The sequence below is a fragment of the Antarctobacter albus genome (assembly GCF_900101505.1).
Lineage (GTDB): Bacteria > Pseudomonadota > Alphaproteobacteria > Rhodobacterales > Rhodobacteraceae > Antarctobacter > Antarctobacter albus.
In genome coordinates this window covers 1-4878 of record NZ_FMZI01000033.1, presented here as the reverse complement: position 1 = coordinate 4878, position 4878 = coordinate 1, and the positions used below count along the sequence as shown (strand labels likewise).

1 protein-coding gene is annotated in these 4878 nt (G+C 63.0%); it reads left to right on the top strand.

Going from position 1 to position 4878, the window contains the following annotated elements; translation table 11 throughout:
- The first annotated feature begins 495 nt into the window (after positions 1–495).
- Positions 496–4719: an ExeM/NucH family extracellular endonuclease gene (locus BLQ71_RS25615; RefSeq protein ID WP_074623763.1), complete on the top strand. Its 4224-nt coding sequence runs from the start codon at positions 496–498 to the stop codon at positions 4717–4719.
- Positions 4720–4878: the final 159 nt, after the last annotated feature.

Sequence of the window (4878 nt, the reverse complement as noted above, 5' to 3'; positions counted from 1 at the left end):
TCTGCGCATCGCTCAACCAGAAAAGATCAGACATGTTCACCGCTCGTTTTCGAACGGTGAATCATGCTCGCCCAACCAAATCAATGCGTCCTGACCCTAGGTCAGCATCCTTCAACTCGCCCTTAACGCGCAAGCGGATTCTCCACCGCTCTGCGCTTCAGTTTTCGATGTGGAAAGAATGGAATCGCCCGCACTCTTTCCCCGCGTCACCCGACTGATTCCGGATCGGAATGGCTGTCTTGGATGCCAACACCCATCGGCGCGTCACGGACAAGGGCCTGCCATTGTTGAGTTTTTGCGCAATTATATCCGGGTCCCCTCCTTTCATCGAACAACGCCGCTCCTTTTTACAAAACGTTAACTTTTTCTGTGCCGCGAAGTCGCTGTAGATGGCAGCATGAACACAGCGATTTTCCGGGACCGGAGCCCCCTGCTCCGTCCGGGCAATAGCTTTTTTTGGTCGCCATGAGCGACAGACAGACGTGGGGGCGCGTGATGGTCAATTTCAACGAGAATTTCGACGGTTTCGGAGGCGCGGGTTTCGCACCGACACCCGGCGCAGGACAGCTGGATTCGGACATCTGGCGCGTTTCGGGCCTGTCCGAGGGCGCCACAAGCTTTGGCGGCAGCTTTGCCTCGGGTGACTTTGCCCGCGGCACCGACGCGGATGGCGGTGTATCGACCGGAGGGGCCTATGCCTTCGAGGTCGGCGGCAATATATTCCTGGGGTTTCAGCCGACCGGCAGCGACATGACGCCCGGCACGATCACGTTGAAGATCACCAATACCACCGGCGCACCGATCAGCTCTCTCGACCTTGCCTATGACATCATGGTCAACAATGACCAGGCCCGCGCGAACACGCTCAACTTTGCCTGGTCGCTGGACGACGCGACCTACACACCGGTGGCCTTGCTGGATTACACCAGCGCCGAGGCGGCCGATGCCCTGGGCTTTCAGACAGTGCCCCGCAGCACGACCCTGACCGGCTTTACCCTGCAGGACGGAGAGTCGATCTACCTGCAGTGGCAGACCGACGATGTTTCCGGCAGCGGATCGCGCGACGAGATCGGGCTGGACAATATCGTGGTCACGGCAGCGCCGACCGGCCCGCTGGCCTTCGACCTCGTGAACGGCACCAGCAGCAACCTGACCAGCTTTGCCGCCACGCCGGACAACAGCGCCACCAACGGCGCCTTCGTTTCCAGCTTTTTCGACGTCTTCGGCATCACTGACCGGACCGTGAACTTCGACTTTGCCGATGACACCGCCGGCAGCTTTGCCGCCGATACCTTTGGCATTGCCAAGACCGGCGATACCGCGCCCTTCTTCGGCATCCAGGACCTCGACAATGCCGACAACCCGGGCGGGACCGGGACGGCGACCTGGACCTTCGATGTCTCGGGCGGGACGATCGGCGACATCTCGATCGACTTTGCCGCGATGGGCGATTTCGAATCCGGCGACAACAGCTATACAATCACCGTCCAGTTGGACGGCCTGCCCCCCGTCACCCTGTTCCAGATCGACAGCGACGACAGCGCCAGCCTGACCTACACGCTGGAAAGCGGCACGACCGTGACGCTGAACGATCCGCTCAAGATCGACATCGACGGGGATGCCGCCGACCTCGCTGGCTACGACGGCACGCTGACCAACGATTTCACCACCTATGCCTCTTCTGCGCTGAACGGCATGAGCGGCTCGACACTGACCGTGACACTGACCGCCGGAGTCAACAACGGCGGAGGCGAAGCCTTTGCCATGCGTGACATCGTGATCGACCGCGCGGGCGCCGTCACGACGCCGGAGCTGGCCATCGCCGCGACCGATGCGGACAAGCTCGAGGGCGACAGCGGCAGCACCGGCTTTACTTTCACCGTCACCCGTTCTGGCGACACGACCGCGGCCACCACCGTCGACTACGCGGTCAGCGGCGGCGGGGCGGATGCGGCCGACTTCGGCGGCAGCCTGCCCTCGGGCACAGTCAGCTTTGCGGCGGGCGAAACCAGCAAGACCATCACGGTACAGGTCACGGGCGATACCGACATCGAAACGGACGAGGGGTTCACCGTCACCCTGTCGAACGCCAGCGGCGCGGCCACGATCTCGACCGCGACGGCGACCGGCACGATCCGGACCGATGACATCGGCATCACCGCCATACACGACATCCAGGGGGCAACCGATACCAGCCCGCTGGTCGGTCAGACGGTCACTGTCGAGGCCGTGGTCGTCGGGGATTTCCAGGACGGAGACGCCGATGCCGCGCGCAACCTGCGCGGCTTCTACCTGCAGGAAGAGGATGGCGACGCCGACGGCAACGTGATGACCTCCGAAGGCATCTTCGTCTTCGACGGCAGTCTGCCCGCCGTCGACGTGAACATCGGAGACGTGGTTCAGGTCACCGGGACAGTCGGAGAGTATTTCGGGGAAACCCAGATCTCCAACGTGACCAGCGTGACCGTCATCAGTAGCGGCGCACCACTGCCGACCGCGGCCGAAATCTCGCTGCCTGCAGCCGGTGTCACCACCAACCAGGACGGCGATTTCCAGCCCGACCTCGAAGCCTACGAAGGCATGCGTGTCACCTTCCCGGACGAACTGACCATCTCCGAGATGTACCAGCTGGACCGGTTCAACGAGATCAAGCTGATGCAGGGCGGACGCGTCCAGCAATTCACCCAGACCAACGCACCGGACGCCCTGGCCTACAATGCCTTCCTGCAGGATGTCGGTGCGCGCACCATCACTTATGACGACGGGTTGCAGCAGCAAAACGCCCTGATCGGCAATCTCGACGGCTTTGGCCCCACCTTCTCGACCGGTTCGGACATCCGGATGGGCGACACGATCACCGGCCTCTCGGGCGTTCTGAATTACCAGTGGGCGGGCAACAGCAGCTCCGGCGCCACCTGGCGCGTGATCTCGACGGTCGACGGCGAGAACAGCTTTGACAAGGAAAGCGTGCGCCCGGTGACACCCGAGTCCGTGGGCGGCACCCTGAAGGTCACCAGCCTGAACGTGCTGAATTTCTTTGCCACGGTGGACGATGGCGGCAGCACGGCCCTTGGCTTTGATCCGCGCGGCGCGGACAGCGTGGACGAATACAACCGCCAGCTGGAAAAGCTGGGTCAGGCCATCCTGGAAATGGACGCCGACATCCTGGGGCTGGTCGAGCTGGAAAACGACTTTCTCGCCGGCGCGCCGGGCAACGCCATCGAACAACTGGTCGAGTATCTGAACGCGCAGGCCGGCGCCGGCACCTATGCCTGGGTCGATCCGGGCACCCGCCATGTCGGCAGCGACGCGATCGCCGTGGGCGTGATCTACAAGACCGACACCGTGCGGATCGCCCCCGGCACCACGGTCGAGGTGCTGACCGACGCCGATCTTCCCGGCCTTGGCCTGGGTGGCATGCCGGCGGTCTTTGACGGGGCGGGCACCAACCGCGCGCCGCTGGCTGTGACCTTCGAACAACTGTCGAACGGGGCAACGGTCAACGTCGTCGTCACGCACATGAAGTCCAAGGGCTCGGCCGGACCGGATGCTGGTGATGCCGACACCGGCGATGGCCAGGGCTTCTCGAACGGCACCCGCCTGAACGGCGTGACCGCGCTGAACGCCTGGCTGGACACGGATCCCACCGGTTCAGGCGACAAGGACATCCTGGTGCTGGGCGATCTGAACGCCTACGCGATGGAAGATCCGATCACCTACCTGGAAGGCGAAGGCTATACCGACCTGGTCGAGCTGTTCCAGGGGCCGGACGCCTATTCCTATGTCTTCGACGGCCTGACGGGCACGCTGGACTATGCCTTTGCCAACGAGCCCCTGACGGCGCAGATCACCGGCACCTCGGAATGGGCGATCAACGCCGATGAGCCGGACGCGCTAGACTATAACCTCGACTTCGGCAAGGACGGGTCGATCTTCGACGGCTCCGTGCCTTTCCGCACCTCCGACCACGACCCGATCCTGGTCGGGCTGGCGCTGGACTACGAGGGTACGGTCGTGTCCGATACCGGCGACATCGGTGTCTGGGACAGCTATGTCTACACCTACAGCGGCGTTGACGGATCGCGCATCGGGCGCGAGATCTCCTACGATGACGGCAGCCAGGCCACCGACATCTTTGTCGGCGGGGTTCTGCAGACGCGCGAAGGCCACGACCTTGCGGATGCGAACAAGTGGGACAGCTTCGTCAACACCTACGATGCCTCCGGCAACGTCGTGTCGCGCGTCACCGTCTTCGACGACGGACGCACGGCGACCAACACCTATTCCGGCGGCGTCATCACCGAGCGGGTGGTCGAAGACACGGGCGACGATTTCATCTGGACCGAACAGACCTTCAGCTTTGACGGATCGGGCAACATCACCTCGCTCGTCTCTGCGCTGGACGATGGCATGACCGTGACGACAAACTATGCCGGAGGGGTCAAGACGTCGCGGATCGTCGAGGACAGCGCGGACAGCTTCGAGTGGACGCAACATGCCAACAGCTACGATGCCTCGGGCCAGTTGACGGAACGTGTCACCACCTACGACGACGGCCGCGTCTCGACGAATTCCTACGCCGATGGCGTGATCACGTCGCGCGTGGTCGAGGACGTGAACGATGCCTATGACTGGCACCGGATCGACGTCACCTATGACGCCGCCGGCAATGTCGAGAGCCGCAGTTTTGTCTGGGACAGCGACCTGCCGGTCGTCTGACCCCGGATCGGGAACGAAAAGGCCGGGGATGGATCATCCAGCCCCGGCCTTTTTCATCTGCTCAGAAGGCAGAGAGACCCGGACGGCCTGTCTGCCTTCGCCGGCCGTATTGACTTGTGCAGCCCCGGATCAGACTTGCCCGAACGTGATGTTCTTACG

What these genes read in the sequence shown, in the direction of transcription:
- BLQ71_RS25615 (WP_074623763.1), top strand. Translation starts at nt 496, where the DNA reads ATGGTCAATTTCAACGAGAATTTCGACGGTTTCGGAGGCGCGGGTTTC.